Source organism: Plasticicumulans lactativorans (assembly GCF_004341245.1).
GTDB lineage: Bacteria > Pseudomonadota > Gammaproteobacteria > Competibacterales > Competibacteraceae > Plasticicumulans_A > Plasticicumulans_A lactativorans.
This window is the reverse complement of sequence record NZ_SLWY01000007.1, coordinates 101918-126124: the sequence shown is the minus strand read 5'-3', so window position 1 is coordinate 126124 and position 24207 is coordinate 101918. Positions and strand designations below refer to the sequence as shown.

Annotated in this window: 21 protein-coding genes; 13 read left to right on the top strand and 8 right to left on the bottom strand. The window is 70.8% G+C overall.

The genetic code is table 11. The annotated features are described in order from the left end of the window. The first annotated feature begins 27 nt into the window (after positions 1-27). From EV699_RS07435 to EV699_RS07420, 4 genes are all read left to right on the top strand, one after another. A complete protein-coding gene (locus EV699_RS07435) occupies positions 28-1212 on the top strand; it encodes a glycosyltransferase (protein ID WP_132540879.1) in 1185 nt (394 codons plus the stop codon). Positions 1213-1227: 15 nt separating this feature from the next. Then, on the top strand, positions 1228-2484 hold the full coding sequence (locus EV699_RS07430; RefSeq protein WP_132540876.1) for a glycosyltransferase family 4 protein: 1257 nt from the start codon (positions 1228-1230) through the stop codon (positions 2482-2484). Positions 2485-2555: 71 nt separating this feature from the next. Beyond that, complete coding sequence (gene argH / locus EV699_RS07425; RefSeq protein WP_132540873.1) at positions 2556-3944, top strand: argininosuccinate lyase; 1389 nt, start codon at positions 2556-2558, stop codon at positions 3942-3944. Between the two features lie 120 nt (positions 3945-4064). Further along, positions 4065-5225, top strand: a complete 1161-nt coding sequence (locus tag EV699_RS07420) for a GGDEF domain-containing protein (RefSeq protein ID WP_132540870.1) — start codon at positions 4065-4067, stop codon at positions 5223-5225. A gap of 16 nt (positions 5226-5241) precedes the next feature. Here the strand turns inward: EV699_RS07420 and EV699_RS07415 are convergent, their stop codons facing one another. Further along, positions 5242-5565, bottom strand: a complete 324-nt coding sequence (locus EV699_RS07415; protein ID WP_132540867.1) for a hypothetical protein — start codon at positions 5563-5565, stop codon at positions 5242-5244. 242 nt (positions 5566-5807) lie between these two features. Here EV699_RS07415 and EV699_RS07410 point away from each other — a divergent pair, with 242 nt between their 5' ends. Genes EV699_RS07410 through EV699_RS07400 form a run of 3 tightly spaced genes read left to right on the top strand, consistent with a single transcriptional unit; the run spans position 5808 to position 10092 of the window. Then, positions 5808-6455 (top strand): AzlC family ABC transporter permease, encoded by a 648-nt coding sequence (locus tag EV699_RS07410; RefSeq protein ID WP_243662590.1) that lies wholly within the window; start codon positions 5808-5810, stop codon positions 6453-6455. After that, positions 6437-6766, top strand: coding sequence for a branched-chain amino acid transporter permease (locus EV699_RS07405; RefSeq protein ID WP_132540861.1), 330 nt, complete (start codon positions 6437-6439; stop codon positions 6764-6766). The genes EV699_RS07410 and EV699_RS07405 overlap by 19 nt, the downstream gene beginning before the upstream one ends. Positions 6767-6774: 8 nt before the next feature. Further along, positions 6775-10092 carry a DEAD/DEAH box helicase gene (locus EV699_RS07400; protein WP_132540858.1) on the top strand — a complete coding sequence of 1106 codons (3318 nt, stop codon included), beginning with the start codon at positions 6775-6777 and terminating at the stop codon, positions 10090-10092. 205 nt (positions 10093-10297) lie between these two features. On the opposite strand, the gene EV699_RS07395 is transcribed toward EV699_RS07400, so the two are convergent. The 4 genes from EV699_RS07395 to EV699_RS07380 all read right to left on the bottom strand — a co-directional run bounded on the left by EV699_RS07395 (position 10298) and on the right by EV699_RS07380 (position 14569). After that, entirely contained in the window at positions 10298-11212 is a 915-nt protein-coding gene (locus tag EV699_RS07395) for a sugar phosphate isomerase/epimerase family protein (RefSeq protein WP_132540855.1), read from the bottom strand. 154 nt (positions 11213-11366) lie between these two features. Continuing rightward, a complete protein-coding gene (locus tag EV699_RS07390; protein ID WP_132540852.1) occupies positions 11367-12284 on the bottom strand; it encodes a sugar ABC transporter substrate-binding protein in 918 nt (305 codons plus the stop codon). Positions 12285-12407: 123 nt separating this feature from the next. Continuing rightward, positions 12408-13349: a sugar phosphate isomerase/epimerase family protein gene (locus EV699_RS07385; protein ID WP_132540849.1), complete on the bottom strand. Its 942-nt coding sequence runs from the start codon at positions 13347-13349 to the stop codon at positions 12408-12410. 41 nt (positions 13350-13390) lie between these two features. Beyond that, entirely contained in the window at positions 13391-14569 is a 1179-nt protein-coding gene (locus EV699_RS07380) for a Gfo/Idh/MocA family protein (RefSeq protein WP_132541107.1), read from the bottom strand. Between the two features lie 305 nt (positions 14570-14874). On the opposite strand from EV699_RS07380, the gene EV699_RS07375 reads away from it, so the two are divergent. The 6 genes from EV699_RS07375 (at position 14875) to EV699_RS07350 (ending at position 20521) form a co-directional block, all read left to right on the top strand. Beyond that, complete coding sequence (locus EV699_RS07375; RefSeq protein WP_243662589.1) at positions 14875-15882, top strand: LacI family DNA-binding transcriptional regulator; 1008 nt, start codon at positions 14875-14877, stop codon at positions 15880-15882. Between the two features lie 205 nt (positions 15883-16087). Then, positions 16088-16531 (top strand): YciI family protein, encoded by a 444-nt coding sequence (locus EV699_RS07370; protein WP_132540846.1) that lies wholly within the window; start codon positions 16088-16090, stop codon positions 16529-16531. A 104-nt stretch (positions 16532-16635) separates the two neighbouring features. Continuing rightward, positions 16636-17055, top strand: coding sequence for a YciI family protein (locus EV699_RS07365; RefSeq protein WP_132540843.1), 420 nt, complete (start codon positions 16636-16638; stop codon positions 17053-17055). A 37-nt stretch (positions 17056-17092) separates the two neighbouring features. After that, positions 17093-17518, top strand: coding sequence for a VOC family protein (locus EV699_RS07360; protein WP_132540840.1), 426 nt, complete (start codon positions 17093-17095; stop codon positions 17516-17518). Between the two features lie 25 nt (positions 17519-17543). Next, positions 17544-18827, top strand: a complete 1284-nt coding sequence (locus EV699_RS07355) for an RNA polymerase sigma factor (protein ID WP_132540837.1) — start codon at positions 17544-17546, stop codon at positions 18825-18827. A 362-nt stretch (positions 18828-19189) separates the two neighbouring features. Next, a complete protein-coding gene (locus tag EV699_RS07350) occupies positions 19190-20521 on the top strand; it encodes an MFS transporter (protein WP_132540834.1) in 1332 nt (443 codons plus the stop codon). Between the two features lie 102 nt (positions 20522-20623). Here EV699_RS07350 and EV699_RS07345 read toward each other — a convergent pair whose 3' ends face one another. From EV699_RS07345 to EV699_RS07335, 3 genes are read right to left on the bottom strand one after another with little or no spacing between them, the layout of a single operon-like run. Next, complete coding sequence (locus EV699_RS07345) at positions 20624-21085, bottom strand: hypothetical protein (RefSeq protein ID WP_132540831.1); 462 nt, start codon at positions 21083-21085, stop codon at positions 20624-20626. Then, positions 21082-22413 (bottom strand): phosphatase PAP2/dual specificity phosphatase family protein, encoded by a 1332-nt coding sequence (locus tag EV699_RS07340; RefSeq protein ID WP_132540828.1) that lies wholly within the window; start codon positions 22411-22413, stop codon positions 21082-21084. The genes EV699_RS07345 and EV699_RS07340 overlap by 4 nt, the downstream gene beginning before the upstream one ends. Next, positions 22410-24158 (bottom strand): bifunctional alpha/beta hydrolase/class I SAM-dependent methyltransferase, encoded by a 1749-nt coding sequence (locus EV699_RS07335; protein ID WP_132540825.1) that lies wholly within the window; start codon positions 24156-24158, stop codon positions 22410-22412. The genes EV699_RS07340 and EV699_RS07335 overlap by 4 nt, the downstream gene beginning before the upstream one ends. Between the last annotated feature and the right edge of the window lie 49 nt (positions 24159-24207).

Sequence of the window (24207 nt, the reverse complement as noted above, 5' to 3'; positions counted from 1 at the left end):
CCAGCCCCAGCCGCGAGGGCACGCCTCATGCTCGTGATGCACCTGTCCGAGACGCCGCTGGTCGGTGCCCCGCTGCGCCTGTGCCGGGCGTTGCGCCTGCACGCGGGCGTCGAGGCCCGCCTGGCGGTACTCAAGCCGTATGCGCACGGTTACGGGAAGATGCGCTTCAGCCAGGATCTCGAGTGGGAGGTGCACCGCGACACGATCATCGACCTGGTCGAGCGCTGTGACGTGCTCCACCTCCACAATTTCATCGACCTCGACTACCAGGGCTTCGCCCCGATCGAACTGCGGCGCCTGTGGCGGCAGGGCAAGCCGATGGTGCGGCACTTCCATTCCACGCCGCAGGCCATCGCCCGCTACATGGAGTGCACGGTCGACGACGTGTTCGCCTGCCCGATCCCGAAGCTGGTGATCGGGCAGTACCCGGCCCGTTTCTATCCACAGGCCCGGCTGGTGCCGAATGTCGTCTTTCCCGTCGCAGAAGCGGTGTCGCGCGGTGTCGACGGGCCGCTGCGCATCGGCTATGCGCCGAGCGTCTTCAATTCGGCGCGGCAGTCGCGCTGGGACACCAAGGGCTACCCGGAAACCGTCAAGATGCTGCGCACGCTGCAGCGCCGGGCGCACCGCGCCGGCGTGCCGCTCGAGATCGACATCATCGAGCAGGTGCCGCACGCCGAGTGCCTGCGTCGCAAGGCGCGCTGCCACCTGTTCGTCGACGACCTGGTCACCGGCAGCTACCACCTGAATACGCTGGAGGCGCTGGTCGAGGGCACGGCGACGCTATGTCACATCGATGGCTGCGTGCAGGGGAGCCTGATGGATCTGACCGGGCGCAGCGACTTCCCGGCGCTCGACGTGCGCCTCGAGGATGCGGCCGAAGTCCTGCTCGAACTCGCCCGTGCCCCCGCGCTGGTCGCCGCGCTCGGGCAGCAATCGGCGGCGTGGATGGCGGAGCACTGGTCGCCGGAGCGCATGGCCGGGCACTTCATCGCCGCCTACCACGAGGTGATGGAGCGGCCGGGGCAGGCGTTCACGCCGCGCTTCGATGCGCTCGACGACGCTGCGCGCTGGCGCCGCGTGGAGCTGCCGGACCTGCTCTGGCGGCAGCGTCATGCGCGCTGGCCCGCGCTGCCGCCGCAGTGGTACCTGCGTCTGCGCTACCGCGCCGGACAACTGCTGCGGGCGCTCGGCCTGCACCCGCACGCGTGAGGGTGGGCTTCGGCCATGCGTCGTGCCCTGTACCTGAGCAGCGTCTTCGAGCCCGACTTCACGCTGGCGGTAGGGGGCAATTTCTGGCGCATGCGCCTGTTCCTCGATGCCCTGCGCAGGTGCTTCGACGCCGTCGACGTGCTCTGCTTCGCCAGTCCGAAGCATGACCTCGCGCCGGCCAGCATCGCCGCGGTGCAGGCGTCGATGCACGCCGCCTGGGGCGAGGGGCTGACGCTGTCGGTGGCGCCGCGCGCGCCGGAGCCCGCCTACGCCACCGCATGGGAAGCCTACGGTGCGCCGGCGCTCGACCTGTTCCAGCAGATGCCGTACGCCCTGCTCGCCGGTGCCGCCCAGCTCGAGGCGGTACGCGCCGCGCTGGCGCGGCGGCCGGCCTGCGTGGTGGCGCGGCGCCTGCCGATGGCGGCGCTGTTCGAGCGCGCCGCGCCATCGGCGCGCCCGCCGCTGCTGTTCGACGTCGACGACATCGAGCACCTGGTGCTCGCGCGCAGCATCGCCGCGCCGCCGCACTGGCCGTCCAAGTGCCTGCAGTACCTGCGCCTGCCGGCGGTCGTCGGTGCCGAGGTGCGCGGGCTGCGCCGCGCGGCGGCGAGCTTCGTGTGCTCCGAGCTCGACCGCCGGCGGCTCGCGCGCTGGCCGGGCGGCGAGCGCGTGCAGGTGGTGTCGAACGCCGTGCCGCTCGCCGCGGCGACCAGCCCGCCGAGCGACCCGCAGGCGCCGACGCTGCTGCTGCTCGGCAACCTCGGTTACGCCCCGAACGCCGCGGCGGCCGAGCGCCTGGTCGCGGGCATCTGGCCGCGGGTGCGCGCGCGGCTGCCGCACGCCACGCTGGTGATCGCCGGCAACGGCGCCGATCCGCAGTGCGCCCGCGCCTGGGCGCAGGTGCGGGGGGTCGAGGTGACCGGTTTCGTCGCCGATCTCGATGCGCTGTACGCGCGCAGCACCGTGGTCTGCTGCCCGCTGACGGTGGGGGGCGGCACGCGGGTGAAGCTGATCGAGGCGGCCGGCTACGGCAAGGCGATGGTGGCGACCGCCATCGGTGCCGAGGGGCTGGCGTTCCGCGACGGCCACGACATCGTGATCGCCGACGACGATGCCGCCTTCGCCGACGCCTGCGTCGCGCTGCTCGGCGATGCGGGGCGCCGCGCGCGCCTCGGCCGGACCGCCCGCGCCACCGCCGAGCGCGAGTACGACCGCGAGGCCATCGTCGCGCGCCTGGCCGGGCAGATCGAGCACGCGCTCGCCACCCGCTGAGGGGCCGCGCGGGGCCGGGAGTGCTCGCTATACTGCCGCCCCACGACAACCGGGCCGCCGCGGAGCCGCGCATGACTCAGACCAACCAGCAGTGGGGCGGACGCTTCACCGAATCCACCGACGCGTTCGTGCAGGCGTTCACCGCCTCGGTGTCGTTCGACCGGCGCATGTACCGCCAGGACATCGCCGGGTCGCTCGCCCACGCCACCATGCTGCACGAGGCCGGCGTGCTGTCGGCAGCCGATCACGCCGCGATCGTGCAGGGACTGGAGGCGATCCGCGACGAGATCGAGCGCGGCGAGTTCGACTGGTCGGTGGCGCTCGAGGACGTGCACATGAACATCGAGGCGCGCCTGACCGCGCGCATCGGCGACGCCGGCAAGCGCCTGCACACCGGGCGCTCGCGCAACGACCAGGTGGCGACCGACATCCGCCTGTACCTGCGCGACGCGATCGACGCGATCCTGGCCGAACTCAGGCGCCTGCAGGGCGGGCTGGTCGACCTCGCCGAGCGCGAGGCCGACACCATCATGCCGGGCTTCACCCACCTGCAGGTGGCGCAGCCGGTGACCTTCGGCCACCACCTGCTGGCGTGGTTCGAGCAGCTCAAGCGCGACAGCGGGCGCCTGCGTGACTGCCGCGCGCGCCTGAACCTCTGCCCGCTCGGCGCCGCCGCGCTCGCCGGCACCACCTACCCGATCGACCGCCAGCGCAGCGCCGAGCTGCTCGGCTTCAGCGGCCCCACCGAGAACTCGCTCGACTCGGTCAGCGACCGTGACTTCGCCATCGAGCTGTGCGCCGCGGGCGCGCTGCTGATGACGCACCTGTCGCGCTTCAGCGAGGAGCTGGTGCTGTGGGCGAGCGCGCAGTTCGGCTTCGTCGACATTCCCGACCGCTTCTGCACCGGCAGCTCGATCATGCCGCAGAAGAAGAACCCCGACGTGCCCGAGCTCGTCCGCGGCAAGGCCGGGCGCGTCAACGGTCACCTGGTGGCGCTGCTGACGCTGATGAAGGGCCAGCCGCTCGCCTACAACAAGGACAACCAGGAGGACAAGGAGCCGCTGTTCGACACCGTCGACACCCTGCTCGGGTCGCTGCGCGCCTTCGCCGACATGGTGCCGGCGCTCAGGGCCCGCCCGGAGCGCATGCGTGCCGCGGCCAGGCAGGGCTTCGCCACCGCGACCGACCTCGCCGACTACCTGGTGCGCAAGGGGGTGGCGTTCCGCGACGCCCACGAGATCGTCGGCAAGGCCGTGCGCCTCGGCGTCGACAGCGGTCGCGACCTCGCCGAGATGACGCTCGACGAGCTGCGCGGCTTCAGCGCGGTGATCGAGGCCGACGTGTTCGCCTGCCTGACGCTGGAAGGTTCGGTGGCCGCGCGCGATCACTACGGCGCCACCGCGCCGGCTCAGGTGCGCGCCGCCGTGGCGCGGGCGAGGGCGTGGCTGGCGACGGACTGAGCGGCGCGCCCCGCGGCAGCGACGACGGGGCGTTGCGCCGTTCGCGCGTGCACGATAATCCTTGTTCAGGAGCGGATCGCGGGTGCATTGCCCCGCGCCGGATTCCGCCGAGGCGCCCCGATGCTCGATCCGCACACGCTGATGTTCGTGATGCTGCTGAACTGCCTGCTGATGGCAGCGTCGCTGGCGGCCCTCACGCTGCGCAAACCCTGGCCGGGGCTGCAGCCGTGGTGCGTGTCGCTGTTCGTGCAGGGCATCGGCTGGCTGCTGATGCTGATCGCCTTCTCGCTCGCGATCGACAACCTGTTCGGCGCCGGCACGGTGCTGCTGGTCGCGGGCATGGTGCTGCAGGTGCATGCGGTCGATCGCTTCGGCGGCCACGATACCCAGTGGACGGCGCCGCTCGCGGTGGCCGCGACGGTGGCCGTGGCCTACGCGTACCCGGGCCTGTCGGCGCCGCTGCGCATGGGGGTCGCGGTGTGCGGCTTCACCGTGCTGCGGCTGCTGGCCCTGCGCAGCCTGCTGCACATCCACGACCTGCGCGGCTCGCGGGTGCTGCGGCTGATGGTGATCGTCCTCGGCCTGTCGGTGGTGGTGCTCGGCGCGCGCGCCGTCGAGCTGCTCTCCGGCAGCTTCGGTGCCGAGCCGATCGCGAGCCCGATGCTGCGCACGATCTACGAGGTGCTGGCCTTCTCCGTCGGCTACGCGGTGGTGGTGGTGACGACCTTCGGCCTGCTGCTGCTGCACCGCGAACGCGCCGACGCCGAGCTGCGCCAGCTCGCCGAGCGCGATTCGCTGACCGGGCTGCTCAACCGCCGCACCTTCCTGCAGCTCGCCGGGCGGCGCGTGCAGCGCGCGCGCAACGACGGCGAGGCGCTGACGCTGATGATCCTCGACCTCGATCACTTCAAGCGCATCAACGACCAGTTCGGCCATCCGGCCGGCGACCGCGTGCTCTGCGATTTCGCCGAGGTCATGCTCAACAGCCTGCGCCGCAACGACCTGGTCGGGCGCTTCGGCGGCGAGGAGTTCGCGGTCCTGCTGATGGGGGTGGACCTCTCCGGCGGGCTGGTGCTGTCGGAGCGGCTGCGCACCGCCACCGAACGGCGCTGGGTCGAACCCGAGGGCATCCGCTACACGGTGAGCATCGGGCTCGCCGAGCTCGATCCGTACGAGACCTCCGGCCTCACCAGCCTGATCAGCCGTGCCGACCGCGCGCTGTACCGCGCCAAGGGCGAGGGGCGCAACCGCAGCGCGCTGAGCCCGATCGGCGCCGGCTGAGGCCGGCGCGCCGGCCTCAGTTGCAGTGGGCCTGGACGTCGCGCAGCGCCTGATCGCGGCGCGCGTTCATCTCGCGCTGGCGGCCCACGGCGAAGCCCTGCGGCGCGCTCGCGCGCAGGTCGCGCTCGGCGATGGTGAGCCGGCTGCGGGCCTGGGCGCACGGCGAATCCAGGCCCTCCGCCGGCGTGTCGGTGTCGAGCGCGGGATCGCGCGGCGGCGGCGGCAGGTCGCCGGGCTGCAACTGCAGATTGGGGTCCAGGCCCGCGGGCTCGGCGGCGTGGACGGCCGGCAGCAGCGCGAGGCACAGGCCGAGGACGAGGGTGGGGAGGCGGGGCGACATCGGGACTCTCCGGACGGGTGCGGGGGATCGCGCCGACCTTAGCCGAAGGCCACCGCCCCCACCACTGCCGCGCGCGGCGCCGAAGGGCTGCGGGTGCCGCCGCGCCGCGGGCAACGCCGGCGTCGCCCGCGGGGCTACCGGGGGGACGATTTCGGTTACCCTTGCCGTTTCGCTATCGGGGGGTCCGCCGCTTGCCGTCCACTGCGCCCGTCCTGCCCGCGGCCCTGCGGGCGTGCCTGCCCGTGGCCTTCGGCTACGTCCCGCTCGGCGTGGCCTTCGGCCTGCTGCTGGTCGACAGCGGGCAGCCGTGGTGGCTCGCCCCGCTGATGGGGGCGGTCGTCTACGCCGGGTCGGCGCAGTTCCTCGCCATCGGCCTGCTCGCGGCGCACGCGCCGCTGCCCGACATCTTCATCGCCACACTGCTGCTCAACCTGCGCCACGTGTTCTTCGGCTTCTCGATGCTGGCGCGCGTCCCCGCGCGCGGCTGGCGGCGGCTGTACCTGATCTTCGGGCTCACCGACGAGACCTGGTCGCTGCTGAGCGCCGCCGCGCCGCCCGCCGGCGTGCGGCGCGACGCCTACGACCTCGCCGTCACCGCGCTCGACCATGCCGCCTGGGTGGGCGGCTGCACCCTCGGCGCGGTCGCCGGGGGCGTGCTCGACGTCGACACGCGCGGGCTCGATTTCGCCCTCACCGCACTGTTCCTGGTGCTCGCCGTGGAGCAGTGGCACGCGCTGCACGAACCCTGGCCGTTCCTGCTGGCGGCGGCGGCCGGGCTGCTGGCGCTCGCGCTGGCGCCGCCCGCGCAGTTCCTACTGGTGGCGCTGGCCTTCACGCTGAGCGGGCTGCTCGCCGTCCGCAGGCTGCGCGGATGGACGCCGGCTACCTGATCGGCGCGGTCGCCGTGATGGCGGTCGCGACCTTCCTGACCCGCGCGGCGCCGTTCTGGCTGCTGCGCGGCCAGGCCGAGCGCGCCTGGCTGCGCTATCTCGGCCGTTACCTGCCGGCCGCGGTCCTCACCGTGCTGGTGTTCTACTGCCTGCGCGGCGTCGCCCCCGTCGCGCCCCGCTACGGCCTGCCGGAAGCCGCCGGGGTGCTGGCGACGGTCGTGCTGCACCGCTGGCGGCGGCAGGCGCTGCTGTCGATCGGCGGCGGCACCGCGGTGCACATCGCGCTGCTGCACGGACTGGGCGGGGCCTGAGGTCCAGCATGCAGTTGCGAATGGACGACCTGCGCGCCTGGTTCGACCCCTTCACGCTCGAACGGGGGCGGGCGCTGCAGCGCACCCACGGGGTGCTCGACTTCAGCCTCGGCAGCGACGGGCAGACGGCGATCGGCGAGGTGCGCGGCCAGGTCGAGGAACGCTACCGCGCGTTTGCCCGCATCGAGCGCGATCACGACGGGCAGGCCACCTTGCACGATGGCTGTTCGTGCTACCTCGGCGGGCGCTGCAAGCACGTCGTCGCGCTGTTGCTGCAGCTGCTCGCCAGCGGCACCGACAGCCGCGCCCCGGCGGCGGGCGGCGCGCCGTCGCGCTCGGCCGCGGTCGAGGGCTGGCTGCGCAAGCTCGGCGTGGCGACCCTGCCGGTGCTCGGCGTCGACACCGAGGCCGGCTTCGCCGAGCACGTGCTCTACCTGCTCGACCATGACGAGCAGGCGGTGACGGTGCGCAGCGTGGTCGCGCGGCGGCTGAAGAAGGGCGGCTACGGCCGCCCGCGCGCCTACGACCCGCGCACCGTGCTGCAGTACGGCCAGGCGGCGTTCCTCGCCGCGCAGGATCGCGTGCTGCTGCGCGAACTCGCGCTCGCCGGCGACGTCGACGCCGAGCCCGCCAGCGGCCCGGTGCGCGTGCTGGCCGGCGAGAGCGGCAGCGCGCTGCTCGAACGCCTGCTCGCCACCGGCCGCTGCCACTGGCGCAACGAGGCCGGCGCGGCGCTGGCGCTGGGTGAGGTGCGTCCGGCCGAGCCGCGCTGGTCGGTCGACGACCACGGCCAGTCGCGGCTCGTGCTGGTGGCGACGCCGCCGGCGGCCGCAGTGCTGGCGCTGGCGCCGCCGTGGTACGTCGACGCCGCCGCCTGCGGCCCGCTCGACACCGGCCTCGAACCGCGCCTCGCCGAAGCCCTCGCGGCGAGCCCGCTGCTCGCCCCGGAGGAGCTCGGGCCGGTGTGGGACTGGCTCGCGCGCCACCTGCCGGGGCAGCGCCTGCCGTCGCCGCCGGCGCTCGACGTCGAGCGCGTCGACGACTACCGGCCGCAGCCGCGGCTCACGCTGTACACCTGCGAAGTCGCCGCGGCCCCCGCCGCCGTCGGCCGGGGGCTGCGCGCGCCGCTGCAGGTCGACGGCCTGCGGCTCGAATTCGTCTACGGCGACAACGTGCTCGGCCGCGACGATCCCGCCACCGTGATCAGCCAGCGCGAGGCCGGCAAGGTGCGGCGCCTGGTCCGCGCCGGCGCCTTCGAGCACGACTGCCTGGCGCGGCTGGAGCGCGCCGACTTCGTCCCGGTGCGCGACCTGCCGGGGGGCGAGCGCCTGCCGCGCGAGTGCCGGCGCGACTTCGGCCAGCGCCAGTCCGACGCCTGGGTGGATTTCGTCATGGACGAGGTGCCGCAGCTGCGCGCCGAAGGCTGGGACGTGCGCATCGAGCCGGGCTTCCGCTTCCATCTGGTCGAGGCCGGCGAGTGGTACGCCGAACTCGACGAGGGCGGCCAGGACTGGTTCGGGCTCGCGCTCGGTGTCGAGGTCGACGGCCAGCCGGTCAACCTGCTGCCCTGCCTGGTCGAGCTGATCGCCGCGCTGCCCGGCGGTTCGGCACGCGGCTGGCTCGAAGGCCTGGGGGCGACGCGCAAGGTGATGGTGCCGCTGCCCGGCGGGCGCCTGCTGCCGGTGCCGGCGGAGCGCATCCGCGGCGTGCTGGCGGTGCTGATCGAGCTCTACGACAGCGAGGGCCTGAACCTGCGCGGCGAGTTCGTGCTGCCGCGCAGCCAGGTGAGCCGGCTCGACGAGCTCGAAGCCGCGCTCGGCGGCCCGCGCCGGCTGGTCTGGCGCGGCGGCGAGCGGCTGCGCGCCCTCGCCGCGCGCCTGCGCAGCGGGCCGCAGCCGGTGGCGCTGCCGGAGGGCTTCCACGCGCAGTTGCGGCCCTACCAGCAGGAGGGGCTGGCGTGGCTGCAGTTCCTGCGCGAGGCCGGCGTCGGCGGCGTGCTCGCCGATGACATGGGCCTCGGCAAGACGGTGCAGGCGCTCGCCCACCTGCAGGCCGAGAAGCGTGCCGGGCGGCTCGATCTGCCCTGCCTGATCGTGTCGCCGACCAGCCTGCTCGCCAACTGGCGCGACGAGGCCGCGCGCTTCGCCCCGGAGCTGCGCGTGCTCGGGCTGCGCGGCCCCGAGCGCGCCGCCGACTTCGCCCGCATCGGTGCGCACGACCTGGTGCTGACCACCTACGCGCTGCTGCCGCGCGACCGCGAGGTGCTGGCGGCGCAGCGCTGGCACCTGCTGATCCTCGACGAGGCGCAGGCGATCAAGAACCCGCTGGCGCAGGCCGGCATCGTCGTGCGCGGGCTCGACGCCCGCCACCGCCTGTGCCTGACCGGCACGCCGATGGAGAACCACCTCGGCGAGCTGTGGAGCCTGTTCGACTTCCTGATGCCGGGCTTCCTCGGCGACGCGCGCCAGTTCCAGCGCCTGTTCCGCAAGCCGATCGAGAACCACGGCGACGCCGAGCGGTGCGAGCGCCTGCGCCGGCGCGTGGCGCCGTTCATGCTGCGCCGGACCAAGGACCAGGTGGCGCTCGACCTGCCGCCGAAGACCGAGGTCGACCTCGCCGTGGAGCTGGCCGGCCCGCAGCGCGACCTCTACGAGAGCATCCGCCTTGCGCTGCAGGCGCGGGTGCGCGCCGAGATCGCCGCCAAGGGCCTGGCGCGCAGCCACATCGTGATCCTCGACGCGCTGCTCAAGCTGCGCCAGGTGTGCTGCGACCCGCGGCTGGTGAAGCTCGAAACCGCGCGCCAGGCGAAGGTGTCGGCCAAGCTCGACATGCTGATGGAGATGCTCCCCGAGCTGGTCGAGGAGGGGCGGCGCATCCTGGTGTTCTCGCAGTTCACGACCATGCTCGGGCTGATCGAGAAGGCGCTCGACAAGGTCCCGCTGCGCTACGTCAAGCTCACCGGCAGCACCGAGGACCGCGAGGCCCCGGTGCGCAGCTTCCAGGCCGGCGAGGCGCCGATCTTCCTGATCAGCCTCAAGGCCGGTGGCACCGGCCTCAACCTCACCGCCGCCGACACCGTGATCCACTACGACCCGTGGTGGAACCCCGCGGTCGAGGACCAGGCCACCGATCGCGCCCACCGCATCGGCCAGGACAAGCCGGTGTTCGTCTACCGCCTGTTCACCGAAGGCACGGTCGAGGAAAAGATCCGCGCGCTGCAGGCGCGCAAGCGCCTGCTGGTCGACGGCGTGCTGCGTGAGGGCCACGGGGCCGGCGTGCCGTGGACCGACGCCGAGCTCGAGGACCTCTTCGCCCCGCTCGCCTGAGCACCGCCGGCGATGGAGGACGCGCGCGGGCGAGCCCGCATCCACGCTTCTCCGTCGGTGGAATGGACGAGTCCATGCTTGGCGAGCGTTTGACGGGCGAATCAGTCGCCGCCACTCGCCCTGAGCCGTCGCCACCTGCAGCGGAGCGAGCCGTCACAAAGACTCGGCGGGTCGCCGGATCGCGACCCGCCAAGCTCGTTTTCCCTCAGCCTGCGTTCGGCGCCACCCGGTACTGGTCGAGGTAGCGCTGGATTTCCTGGCGCATGAAGCGGCTGGAGTCCTCGGCGCGCTCCTCCCAGGCGAACACGCAGGCCGACAGCACGCCGTCGAAGCCCACCTCGGCGAGCGTGGCGAAGAACACGTCCCAGTCGATCTCGCCCTGGCCGATGTCCAGGTGCTGGTGCACGCGGATCTGCGTCGAGCCCGGCGGGTTGACGATGTAGCGCAGTTGGCTGCTCTTCTTGTGGTTGAAGGTGTCGGCCACGCGCACGTGCGCCAGCACCGGCGCGGCCTCGCGGATCATCGCCGCCAGGTCGTCGCCGTAGTAGAAGGTGTGCGGCGCGATGTAGCTGAGCTTCAGCGCCGGGGAGCCGATGTTCTTGACGAGGTCGGCGGCCGGCTGCAACTGCTCCACCCAGTCCTCGGGGTGCGGCTCCACCGACAGCGTGAGGCCCTCGCGCTCGAAGATCGGCAGCAGTTCGTCCATCGAGCGGAACCAGGCCGCCTCGCACAGCTCCGGGGTGTTCGCCCCCGGGCGCTCGCCCACCGAGCGCTCGGGCGAGGCGCCGCGGCCGAACTCGCTGATCATCAGCCGACAGTCCATCTCCACCGAGACTTCGATGGCTTTCTTCCAGCAGCGCACCGCCCACTGGCGCTCGTCCTCGAAGGGGCTGGCCCAGCGGTACATCGGCTGCAGCGTGGCGAGGCCCACGCCGTGGTCCGTCAGGGCGCGCTTGAAGGCGGCCATGCGCTCTTTCGTCGCGCGCGGCATGACCCACCAGTCGAGGAAGTCCGCGCGCGGGGACAGCTCGATGTGCTCGTAGCCGAGCTCGGCCGTCGCCCGGCACAGCTCGGGCAGCGACAGGTGGCGGATCATGTAGGGGTCGAGGGCGATCTTCATGGCGGGGACTCCTCAGGTCATTCGGGGCACGCTCAACGTGCGCTGCAGTCGTAGATGGCCGGTCGCCCGGCGATCGGCATCGGTCCGGCTTTGCGCGTCGCGCGCGAGAACAGGGCCTGCGCCGCGGCCATCCTGCCGCGGCGCAGGCGCGGCATCACTTCTTGAGGAATTCCTTGTAGTTGTCCTTGGTGACCAGTTCGAACGGAATCCACACAAAGGCGTCGGCCTTCTCTCCCTTGGCAACCTTGACGGCGGTTTCCACGGCGCCTTTGCCCTGGCCTCTGGCGTCCTGGAAAACGGTGATGTCCAGGTTGCCCTTTTGCATTTCGATGAGCGCGTCCTGAGTGGCGTCGATACCGGCGATGACCAGCTTCTTCGGATCCTTGCCGGCCTGCTGGAGCGCCATGATCGCGCCGATGGCCATTTCGTCGTTGTTCGCGACGACGGCGTCCATCTCCACGCCGGAAACCAGCCAGTTGTTCATCAGGTTGATCGCATCGATGCGCTGGAATTTGGCGGCCTGCTTCTCGACGATCTTCATGTCCGGATACTGGGCCACGACCTTCTCCACCCCCTCGGTACGCAGACGGGTAGCCGCATCACCAAGCTCGCCCATCATGACGACGACCTTGCCCTTGCCGTTCAGTAAGCGGGCAACCGCCTCACCCTCCAGCTTTCCCGACACGTTCTCGTCGGAGCCCACGTAGTGGACGCCCTTGGGAAGCGTCTCCTCCTGGGGCTTGCGATTGACGTACACCAAGGGAATGCCGGCCGCGGTGGCAAACTTCGTCAAATTGGGCGTCGATGCGGTATCGACGGGGTTGATGATGATCGCGCTGACCTTCTGGGCGGTGAAGTTCTGGATGTGATTGAGCTGCTTGACGATGTCGCCCTGGGCGTCCTCGAACTGAATCTTGACCCCCAGCTCTTTCGCCCGCTCCATCATGGCCTCGCGGACATTGGTGAGGAAAAGATCGTCGAAATAGGCCATGGAAACTCCGATGGTGGTCTCGGCCATCGCCGAGCTCATCATGATGACCGAAGCCGTGAATACCATGATCAGGCGTTTCATGTTCTGCTCTCCTCCAATGGGCGCCCGGTTCGTCCGGGCTCTTGGCTTTTTCAATCCATCCCCCGGCATGCCGGGGGAATGCATCGTTCAGGCTCTCATTGCCGAGCCGGTGTGTGCGCGTCGTTACAGGCTGATGGTCTGTTTCAACGCATCGATCGATGTCCGGACGCCGGCCTCGACGGACATCGTCAGGTCTTCCATTTCCAGCGAAACCCAGCCGTTGTAGCCCGCCATCCGCGCCACCGAGAAGAATTCCTTCCACCACTGCAGGTCCTTGCCGCAGCCGACAGCGACGTAATTCCAGGTCCGGTTCTCGCAGTCGGTCACCGGCTTGGTTTCCAGCAGACCATTGACATCACAGAGGCCGCGTTCGATACGGGCATCCTTGCCATGGATGTGGTAGATCGCGCCTTTCAAAGCCCGGGCGGAGGCGATCGGGTCGGCGCCCATCACCATCAGGTGCGACGGGTCGAGGTTGATGCCGATGATCGGGTCGACCGCATTGCGCAGACGCCAGAGGGTTTCGGGGTTGTAGACCAACTGGCACGGGAATTCTTCGATCGCGATCTGTTCGACGCCATGCGCCTTGGCGTGCCTGGCGAAGTCCTTCCACCACGGAATCGCGACTTCATTCCATTGGTATTCCAGTGCCGGCGCCATGTAGTCCGGCCACGATACCGTCGAGGTGATCCAGTTCGGCGTCTTGTCGCCGGGAGCGCCTGCAGGACAGCCGGACATCATGACGATCTTCTTGACGCCCAGCTTCCCGGCCAGGACGACCGTGTCGTAAGTCGTTTTCGTATGCTTCTCGCCCATTTCACCCGGGCAGAGCGGGTTGCCGGAGCAGTTCAGTGCGGCGATTTCCAGGTCGCGCCTGATCAGTTCAGTCTGGAAAGCGGCCAGCTTGGCGGGATCGGCCAGCAACTGGGCAGTCGGCACATGCGGGCAGGCGCCCCACCCGCCGGCGGTCATCTCCACGCCCTCGACGCCGAGGGATTTGACCTTGTCGAGCATTTCCGTGTAGGGCAGGTTGCCGTACACATCGGTACAGATGGCTAATTTCATCATGGTCTCCTGCAGATGGTCCGGTTTGGTTCTTGCTTTCGTCAGTTGAAATCGACCCACACGCCACCGGCATTCGCCGACTTGACGCAGTTCTGGACCCAGCGGATACCTTCGATACCGGCATCGATATCCGGATAGACCAGGTTTTTCAGGGTGGCCTCATCGCCACGGTTCTTGGCATCGATGGCGATCGCAAACTTGAGGTAGATGTTGGCCCAAGATTCGATCAGACCCTCGGCATGCAGGGCGCCCAGACGTTCGTCAGCATTGCAGGCGTCATAGAGATAGGGCATGGCGCGGATCATTTTCTGGATCGGCTGGCCCTGGACTTCATAAAGCAATTCGTTCGGCTGGTGATCGCTGAATTCGATGCTGGCCTTGGAGCCGATGATGCGGATGCGGTGTCCATTCATGCAGCCGGCATTGACCGAGGAGGCCCACAGGCGACCCACGGCACCGTTTTCGTAGCGGATCAGGACATAGGCGTTGTCTTCGAGCGGTGCGCGGCTGGGGATGAAACTCTGGCGATCGCACAGCACCTGCCTGACCTTGAGCTGGGGGCAGATCAGTTCAGACATGTAGAACGTATGGGTCGACAGGTCGCCGAGAACAAAGGACGGGCCGGCGATCTTCGGGTCGACCCGCCACTTCTGACCTTCACTGATCTTGTCGCCGACGTCGGTCGCATTGAATCCATGGGTGTACTGCAATTCGACCATGCGGATCTCGCCGAGATCGCCATTGGCAACCATCTCGCGCATCTGGAGCATCAACTGGCTGCCGGAGAAGCCGTAGGTCACGCCGACGATCTTGTTCCTGGCTTCGGCCAGGGCCTTGATCTCCTCGCCCTGGGCCACTTCGAAGAACAGGGGCTTTTCGCAGATCACATGCAGTCCGGCGTTGAGCGCAGCCTTGGTGATCTCGTAGTGCGTGCTGTTCGGCGTGGCGACCGTAACGACTTCGATGCCGTCAGGACGCTTGGCTTCCTCACGGAACATGGTCTGGTAATCGGGGTAGCAGCGATCGGGATCGACGCCGAGGTTGGTGCCGAAGTCCTTGCCGCGGGCGGCATCGATATCGAAAGCACCGGCAACCAACTGGAAGGCGGTGTTATCGCGCATGGCACCCTGACGGTGCTTGTAGCCAACGTTGGCGGTGCGGCCGCCGCCAACCATGGCCCAGCGCAAGGGACGTGCAATCTTTCTTTCACCGTTCAACATCTTCAAACCCTGCCTGTTTCTCAAACTGTCTGGTCGCCTGGAAGCCGTGGCTTCCGCCGGTGGTTTGCGGAAATGATCCGCGCCATGCAACCGGGTGCAATGTCCATGTCAAAAAACGGCCGCCATGAAAATGCTTTGCACCCGGTTGCAAAGCCGCGCCAGAAAAAGGCCTGGCGATCATGGCAGGCCGTGCAACCGGGTGCAGCAAGGGCTCCAAAAAAAGGCGCTGCTGCACCCGGTTGCAAACTACCTTATGCTGTCGGGTACCCGATGTCAACGTGGACAGTGTCGAGATGAGAAAAAAAATGTCCGAGGCTGCAGCCCGCAAGGTCACGGCCAGCGATGTGGCCAAACGGGCCGGCGTGTCCAAGTGGACGGTGTCGCGGGCGTTCACCGAGGGGGCTTCGATCTCGCCCGAGGCCCAGGAGCGCGTGCTGCAGGTGGCGGCGGAACTCGGCTACCGGCCCAACCTGCTGGCGCGCAGTCTGACCAAGAAGCGCACCGGTATCGTCGGCTTGGTCGTGGACGAGCTGGAGAATCCGAACCTATTTCCGATATTGAATGAAGTCACCAACCAACTGCAGCGCAAGGGCTACATGTCGATGCTGCTGAACATCACCTCTGAACACAGTGATGGCTCCACGCTGTCACTGGCCGACCAGTTCCAGGTCGACGGCCTGATTTTCCTCGGCACCCTCCTGAACGACGAACTGGTGCAACTGGCGCAGGACATCCGCCATATCCCGCTGATCGTGCTTTATCGCAACTGCGACTATCCGAACATTCAGGTGGTGGCGACCGACGGTTACCGGGCCGGTCGCGACATCGCCGGGCTTTTCATCGAGCAGCGTTTTCGGCGGATCGGGTACATGCTGGGGCCGTTCTCGCAGTCGACCCAGCTGAAACGCCTGGAGGGATTCCGGGACGGCTTGAAGGAACAGGGGCTTGAGGTCGAGGTGATACTCGAAGCCAGGCATTATCAGCGTGACTGCGGGTTTCAGGCGCTGGCCCGCTACCTGGATCTCACGGCACCCGATGCGCGGATCGAGGCGCTCTTTTGCGAGAACGACATTCTGGCGATCGGTGCGCTGGATGCGCTGCGCGCCCGCAGCGATGCGATTCGGATGGGCGTCGTGGGGTTCGACGACATCGAGTTGGCGGCGTCGCCCTGCTATGACCTTACGACCTATCGTCAGCCACTCGAACTGCTGGTTCCTGAAGCGATCCGGCGGCTTACCGCAGAAGGCGAACCGGCGCCCAAGTTTCTCGCTCCGGGCCAGTTGGTGCGGCGCTCCTCCCATCTCAGGCGATGAAGAAACCTCGCGTCGAACGGGCAGCGCCGCCTGTGCGACACCGGGGGCGCTTTTGGAGCAGCGGTCACGGCATATGCTGCCCGCAACCGACCCGCCACAGGCGCGAGGCGCACCGGCCTGTCGATTCCGGCCCGCCCCGTTCGACGTACTGGTGTGCGGGCCCGCGGCGGGTCCGCGCATACCCCCGACCGGCAGGAGAACGGCGATGCGTTTCATGATCATGGTGAAAGCCACCCCCGACACCGAAGCGGGCGTGATGCCCGACACCGAACTGCTCGCGGCGATGGGCCGCTACAACGAGGAACTGGTCAACGCCGGCGTGCTGCTCGCCGGCGAGGGGCTGCACCCGAGCGCCCGGGGGGCGCGCGTGCGCTTCTGCGGCGAGCGGCGCAGCGTGGTCGACGGCCCCTTCGCCGAGACCAAGGAGCTGATCGCCGGCTTCTGGCTGATCCAGGTGCGCTCGCTGGAGGAGGCGATCGAATGGGTCAGGCGCTGCCCCAACCCCACCGGCGCCGACGGCGAGATCGAGATCCGCCAGGTGTTCGAGGCCGAGGACTTCGGCGCCGAGTTCACGCCCGAACTGCGCGCGCAGGAGGAGCGCCAGCGCGCGCGCATCGCCGGTCACGACGCCGACACCGGCAGCCGGTAAAAAAATCCGGCCGGGCGTGTCGAATCGACCGGGCGTCGTTCGACGTCCCGACAGGGTCCGCACGCTGCGGGCCCGGCAACCGCAAACGCGACGGAGTGATGACGATGCGATTCATGATCATGGTGAAGGCGAGCCCCGACACCGAGGCCGGCGCGATGCCGGAGGAGGGGCTGATCGCCGCGATGGCCGAGTACCACGAGGCGCTGGCGCGTGCCGGCGTGCTGCTCGATGCCTCCGGGCTCAAGCCGAGCGCGCAGGGCTGGCGCGTGCGCTACGACGGCGAGCGGCGCAGCGTGGTCGACGGCCCCTTCGCCGAGGCCAAGGAGCTGATCGCCGGCTACACGCTGATCCGCGTGGGCTCGCGCGAGGAGGCGCTCGACTGGGCGCTGCGCTTCCCCAACCCGGCGGTCGACGGCGGCGCGGCCGAGATCGAGGTGCGCCCGCTGTACGAGCTGGAGGACTTCGAGCCCGGCGACGCGATCGAGCGCTTCCGCGAGCTCGGCGTCGGCGCCGTCCAGGCCTGACCGCCACGCCCCCTGCCCCGATTTGGAGAGCCTGACCATGCCGATCGAACCCTACCTGTTCTTCGAAGGTCGCTGCGACGAGGCGATCGCGTTCTACCGCGATGCCCTCGGTGCCGAGGTCGAGATGCTGATGCGCTACCGGGAGAGCCCCGAACCGCCGGACCCGGCCCGCCTGCCGCCCGGCGCCGGCGACAAGGTCATGCACGCCAGCCTGCGCATCGGCGACAGCGTGATCATGCTCTCCGACGGCAGTTGCTCCGGGCAGCCGGGCTTCCAGGGCTTCTCGCTGTCGCTGGCGCCGGCGGACGCCGCCACCGCCGGGCGCCTGTTCAGCGCGCTCGCCGACGGCGGCCAGGTGCAGATGCCGCTGGGCGAGACCTTCTGGTCGCCGTGCTTCGGCATGGTCGTCGACCGCTTCGGCGTGTCGTGGATGCTCAACGTCGCCGGCCCGGCGCCGGCCTGAGCCGCGGCCCGGCGCGGAGCGCGCGATGACGGGCACGGACGTCCATCGCAGCGTCGAGGCGATCTGGCGCATCGAATCGGCGAAGCTGGTCGGTGCGCTCGCGCGGCTCTTGCGCGACGTCGGCCTCGCCGAGGAGCTGGCGCAGGATGCGCTCGTCGCCGCGCTCGAACAGTGGCCGGTGGACGGCATCCCGGAGCGCCCGGGTGCCTGGCTGATGGCCACCGCCAAGCACCGCGCGATCGACCACCTGCGCCGCCGCGCGCTGCTCGAACGCAAGCACGCGGCGCTCGGCCGCGAGCACGAGGCCGAGCAGGCGGCGCTGGCCGCGGCGTCGTTCGACGCCGCGCTCGACGACGACATCGGCGACGACCTGCTGCGGCTGGTGTTCACCGCCTGCCACCCGGTGCTGTCGCGCGAGGCGCGTGTGGCGCTGACGCTGCGCCTGCTCGGCGGCCTCAGCACCGCCGAGATCGCGCGGGCCTTCCTCGTTCCCGAGGCCACCGTCGCGCAGCGCATCGTGCGCGCCAAGCGCACCCTCGCCGAGGCGCGGGTGCCGTTCGAGGTGCCGCGCGGGCCCGGGCTCGCCGCGCGGCTGTCGTCGGTGCTCGAGGTCGTCTACCTGATCTTCAACGAGGGCTACGCGGCGACCGCCGGCGACGACTGGATGCGCCCGGCGCTGTGCGAGGAGGCGCTGCGCCTCGGCCGCATCCTCGCCGGGCTCGCACCGCAGGAGCCCGAGGTCCACGGCCTGGTCGCGCTGATGGAGATCCAGGCCTCGCGTGCCCGCGCCCGCACCGGGCCGGCGGGCGAGCCGGTCCTGCTGCTCGACCAGGATCGCGGGCGCTGGGATCAACTGCTGATCCGCCGCGGCCTCGCCGCGCTCGCCCGCGCCGAGGCGCTCGGCGGCGCCCTCGGGCCGTATGCACTGCAGGCCGCGATCGCCGCCTGCCACGCGCGCGCCCGCACCCCCACCGAAACCGACTGGGCGCGCATCGCCGCGCTCTACGACGCGCTCGCCGAACTCGCCCCTTCGCCGGTCGTCGAGCTGAACCGCGCGGTGGCACTGGCGATGGCCTTCGGCCCGGAGGCGGGGCTGGAGCTCGCCGACGCGCTGCTCGCCGAGCCCGCGCTGCAGCGCTACCACCTGCTGCCGAGCGTGCGCGGCGACCTGCTGGCGCGCCTTGGCCGCCACGCCGAGGCCCGCGCCGAGTTCGAGCGGGCCGCGGCGCTGACCCGCAACGGCCGCGAGCGCGAGCTGCTGCTGGCGCGCGCCGCCGCCTGCGCCGGCGCGGCGCAGACCCCCTCCTGACTCGCTTTCACGCCCGCCTGCGGCGCTACGGTTTTGCATGTAACAGTTCGATAATCGCACTAAAGTTTGATTATCGGCGTGACAGGCATCAAATCGGCGCTAGAATATAACCACTAACCGCACGCTGGTTCGAAAATCGAACAAAAGCCTGCCGGAGCCATCGAGCGAAAGCATACCTCGGGGCTGGCACGGCGCAGCGGCGGAAACGGTTTTCCCGGCGCCCGTGCGGTGCCGGGGAATGCGTGGAACCGGCGGCCATGACCGCCGGCACGAAAACGCGGTGCCGCCTGGGCCCATGCGCGGGGATGCGCCGGCCGCGACGACCCGCCCGCCAGGCTTGTCGACGAGGAGATCCGAGAATCATGTCCACCCCCCTGAGCGAAGCACTGAACCCCCCCGGCCCATCCGGAGCGCCGGGCGGCGGCGTGTTCCGGCGCGCGTTTGCCGTCGGGCACGTCCGCTGGACGATGCTCGGCCTGGTGTTCTTCGCCACCGTGCTCAACTACGTCGACCGCGCTGCGCTGGGCATCCTGCAGCCCGTGCTGGCCAAGGCGATGAACTGGACCGCGCAGGACTACGCCAACATCAACTTCTGGTTCCAGGTCGGCTACGCCGCCGGCTACGCGCTGCAGGGGCGCTTCATCGACAAGGTCGGCGTCCGTCGCGGCTTCGCGCTGGCGGTGCTGCTGTGGAGCATCGCGGCGGCGGCGCACGGGCTGGTCGGCACGGTGGTCGGCTTCATGGCCTGCCGCTTCTTCCTCGGCCTGGCCGAATCCGGCAACTACCCCTCGTGCGTGAAGACCACCCGGCTGTGGTTCCCGGCCGGCGAGCGCGCGATGGCGGCGGGCATCTTCAACGCCGGCACCAACGTCGGCGCGATGATCGCCCCGCTGATGATCCCCTTCATCATGGCCACCTGGGGCTGGCAGGCGACCTTCTTCGTCATCGGCGCCTTCGGCGCGGTGTGGCTGGTGTTCTGGCTGAAGAACTACTTCGACCCCGAGCAGCACCCCAGCGTCAAGCGCAGTGAACTCGACTACATCCAGAGCGAAGTCGAGCCCGCGGTCGCGCAGGTGCCGTACCGCAAGGTGCTGAAGATGCGCGCCACCTGGGCCTACGCCCTCGGCAACACGCTGTCGGCGCCGGTGTTCTGGTTCTACCTCTACTGGCTGCCGCCGTACCTGAACCAGCAGTACAACCTCGGCATCAGCATCACCGCGATGGGCCTGCCGCTGATGGTGATCTACCTGATGGCCGACGTCGGCAGCGTCGCCGGCGGTGCGCTCTCGTCCTTCATGATCAGCCGCGGCAAGGCGGCGATCCCGGCGCGCCTGCTGTCGATGCTGATCTGCGCGATCTGCATCGTGCCGATCGTGTTCGCGGCCTCGGCCAGCAGCCTGTGGTCGGCGGTGTTCTTCATCTCGATCGCCATCGCCGCCCACCAGGCGTGGACCGCCAACATCTGGAGCGTGGCGATGGACGCCACGCCGAAGAACGCCATCGGCTCGGTCTACGGCATCGGCGGCATGTGCGGCGCGATCGGCGGCATGTTCATGACCCAGCTGGTCGGCCACATCCTCACCGTGACCAACAACAACTACTCGGTGCTGTTCACGATGATCCCCTGCACCTACTTCGTCGCCCTGGCCTGGGTGTACTTCGTGGTGCCGCGCAAGGTCGAAGTCATCGACTAGGCAGACCCGCGCCGCCTCCCGGGCTCCGGCCGGAGCCGGGAAGGCGCCCGCCCCCGAACGCCCCCGCACGCCTGCGTGCGGGGGCGTTCGCATGTGCGGCCGTCACAGCAGCAGCGCGAGCGCCACGCCGAGCAGCGCGAGCTGCAGCGCGACGCAGCCGAGCAGGCGTCGCCACAGCGCGAGCGCGCCGGCGCAGCGCGTGGCGACGTCGCGCGGCGGCGCGGCGGCACGCAGGCCGAGGCGCACCAGCGCGGCGTCGAAGCCGGCCAGCGTCGCCGCATCCGGGTCGAGCGCGGCGAACAGGCGCGCATCGAACTCCACGCGCAGCGCGAGCCACGCCGCGCACGGCCACAGCACCAGCACCGCGGCGCAGGCGAGGCGGGCGAGCGCGGCCGGCGCTGCGAGCAGCAGCGCCAGCCCGGCGAGCAGCGCGGCAAGGTGCGCGACGAGCGCGGCGACGCGGCCCGCGGCGAGCAGCGCGGCCGTCACCGTCATCGACATGTGCGCATCGGTGGTGTGTTCCGCCGCCGCGGTGGTGGTGCCGGTGAGGTCGTGCGCGCTCACGGCTGCAGCCCCCGCGTGCGCGCCCAGTCGGTGAGCGCCGCCCGCAGTGCCGGGCCGAGCACCACCCGCGGCCGCGCCTGCCGCACCGCGGCGATCGCCGCCTCGACGTCGGCGGCGCGCCCGCTCGCCAGCAGCCAGGCCGCCGTGACCACGGCGCTGCGCGAGTAGCCGAGCGCGCAGAACACCAGCGTGGTGTGGCGCTCGCCGCGCAGGCGTTCGAGCGCGGCGACCGCCGCGTCGAGCTGCGCCGGCGTCGGCACCAGCAGGTCGAGCAGCGGCACCGCGCGGCTGGAGACGCCGCGGCGGTCCACCGGCAGCTCGGCGGCGAGGTCGAGCAGCGCATCGAAGCCCGCCGCCTCGCGCTCGCGCCGGCGCGGCGCGCAGCCGAGCCAGACCCCGGGCGCGACTTCGCCGGCGGCGCGGTCGCCGCGCGTCCACAGCCGCGCGTTCAGCCAGGCGCCGGCGACGTAGGGGGCGAGCAGCCACAGCGCCGCCGGGTGCAGGCGCCCGTCGGCGCGCTTGCGGAACAGCCGCGGGTCGCCGGCGAGGTAGATGCCGGCGACCGCCGCGAGCGCCCCGGCCGGCCACAGCAGCCACCAGCCGGGGCCGCCGAGCGCGGCGGCGAGCACGGTACAGGCTGCCGCACCGAGCGCGTAGCGGCCGGCCAGGCGCAGGCGCGGCGCGTCCGGGCGGGTCGGCGCCGGCCGCGTGCCGTCGCTCGGGAACAGCGCGATCGCCAGCAGCCCCACCCACAGCCCGGTCGGTACGTCGATGAAGTGGTGCTGCCAGGTGGTCAGCACCGACACCGCGATCAGCGCGCTCCAGCCGTGCAGCAGCCAGCGCCAGCGCCGCGGCGTGTGCGCGCGGTAGCGCGCCCAGAGGATCACGAGCAGCGCGATGTGCAGCGATGGCGCCTGGTTGTAGGGCAGGTCGAAGCCGGCGAGCGCGGTGAACAGCGCCCCCGGCAGGCCGTCCACCGGCGGGCGCTCGAAGGCGAAGCGCAGCGGCAGCAGCAGGAAGCCGGCGACCGCGACCACCTGCGCGGTGAGCAGGCGGCGCGCGTGCGCGTCGAGTTCGCGCCGGTCCGCGCACAGGAACAGCGAGGCCGCGTAGAACAGGTCGATCGACCAGTACGGCACGATGGTCCACGGCAGGAAGGGGACGCCGTGCTCCCAGCCGAAGTACAGGCTGCCGACGGCGCCGCGCCGGCTCGCCAGCCAGTTGGCGGTGCCGTAGCTCGCGAAGAAGAACGGCCCGAGCCCGGCCAGCCACAGCGCCGCGCGCCACCACGGCCGCGGCTCGTGCAGGCGCGCCGCGACCGCGTTCACGCGCGGTTCCGCTGCGCCAGCGACACCGTGAAGATGCCGGCGTCGTCGACCAGTTCGGCCGCCTTGGTGAAGCCGGCCGCGGCGACGAGCTGGTCCATCTCGGCCTGGGTGCGCCGGCGCATGATCCACGGCGCGCCGTCGCGGTGGCTGGTCAGCGCGCGGGCGATCAGTTCGAGCTGCGGGTGCCAGGGCTGGCCGGTGTAGACCAGCCAGCCGCCGGGCTCGACCGCTTCGGCGAGCCCGGCGAGCGAGGCGCGCAGCGGCGCGTTGTCGGGGAAGAGCTCGTAGAGCCCGGAGACCACCGCGAGCGTCGGCCGCGGCGCGAGCGTGGCGAGCGAGGCGCGGTCGAAGGCGTCGCCCTGTTCGAAGCGCACGAAGTCCTGCATCCCCTTCTCGGCGATCAGCCGCTGCCCGGCGGCGACGTTGAGCGCGCTGTAGTCGCGCAGCAGCACCGCGTCGGGGCGGTCGGCGAGTGCGGCGATGCCTTCCAGCACGTAGCGGCCGTGGCCGGCGGCGATGTCGACGATGCGTACCGCGCGGCCCTCGGCGCGCAGCGCGGCGATCGCCTGCGCGAGCAGCGCCTCGACGTGGCGCTTGCGCACGCGGATGCCGGCCCAGCCGGGCGAATCGAGGTAGAGGCGGTCGATCAGCCGCCCCAGCGGCCCGCGCCCCGACGGGCGGTTGCGGTACACCGCGTCGAGCATCGAGCCCGAGTCGAAGCCGGTGTCGAAGCCGAGGCGGATCGCGTCCGACAGCTTCGCGCCGAGCTTCAGCCCGGCGCGCGTCGCGGCGAACTGGAGCGCCTTCCACGAGCCCGCCGGCAGCGGCGTGCGCAGGCGCTCGAACTCGTCGCGGGTGTAGCCGGCGCGGTCGGCGTCGAGCAGCTCCGGTGGCGCCGGCGGCGTTTCGAAGCAGCGCAGGATGAACGCGCGGCCCTTGGCGATCGGCTGCGCGCGGTCCTTTTCGCCGAAGGTGTCGTGGAAGAAGCCGGGGAATACGTGGAATTCCTTCACCGCCGCACCCAGGCGCTCGTAGAAGGCGCGCTGCGGCGCCTGGTGCACCACCCAGTCGGCCCCCGACACCAGCACCTGCGTCGGCAGCGTGATCGCCGCGGCGTCGTCGACCACGCGCTCGCCGGCCTGGTACAGCGCGAGCAGCATGTTCACCGCGATCGGCCGGGTGATCAGCGGGTCGGCGTTGAAGCTCGCCACGCGCGCCGGGTCGTGCGTCAGGTAGTGCGCCTTGACGTAGGAGTTCACGTAGAAGTGGCCGCGCAGCGCGTGCAGCAGGCGCAGGCCGGGGCGTGCGAACGGCACGTAGAGCCTGACCTTGAACGCCGGCGCGGCGAGCACCAGGCAGCGCACCGGCGGCGCGAAGTCGTGCGCCCAGGTCGCCGCGAGCACCGCGCCCACGCTCTGCGCGACCACCGCGAGGTTCTCCGGCGCGATGCCGTGCGCGCGTTCGATGTGGCGCACGAAGGTGTCGAGGTCGCCGACCGAGGTGCCGAGGCCGGGGCTGTAGCCGCGCGGCCCCGGCGAGCGCCCGTGGCCGCGGGCGTCCCAGGCGAAGCAGTCGAACCCGGGCAGGTCGAGTTCGTCGACCAGGTGCTGCAGCCGCCCGGAGTGCTCGTGGCCGCGGTGCAGCAGCAGGAGAGCGCGCGCGCTGCCGTTCACGGCCGGCCAGTGGCGGTAGAAGAGGGCGGTGCCGTCGCGGGTGTCGAAGGCGAGTTCCCGGGGTTCGCGCATGGGTCCTGCTCCTGAAGGAAGGGCGGCGGCGATCGCCCCAGAAGCATGG